Consider the following 248-nt stretch of genomic DNA (forward strand, 5'->3'; position numbering starts at 1 on the left):
CTATTGTCAAAGCATTGACGCCAGTTTTCTGATTGTTCTGCGCAATTTTATAAAACAAAGGAACAATTAAAGGCGATTGCTGAAAATTAGAATTAGCACCATTTATTGGCGCTGTAAAAACCGTTATTCCAGAAACTTGATTTTGAACCGATGTCACAAATGCAGTCTGATCTTCAAACGAAAGCACAGCAGGATAGGGACTTGACACAGCAAATGAACTGTTTACTTTCGGATATTGGAAATTGGTT

At 37.1% G+C, this 248-nt stretch carries 1 pseudogene; it reads right to left on the reverse strand.

The features are described from left to right. A pseudogene (locus ACWA1B_RS23275) lies at window positions 1-248 on the reverse strand (hypothetical protein); the annotation flags it as partial.

This window comes from Flavobacterium xizangense, assembly GCF_054075145.1.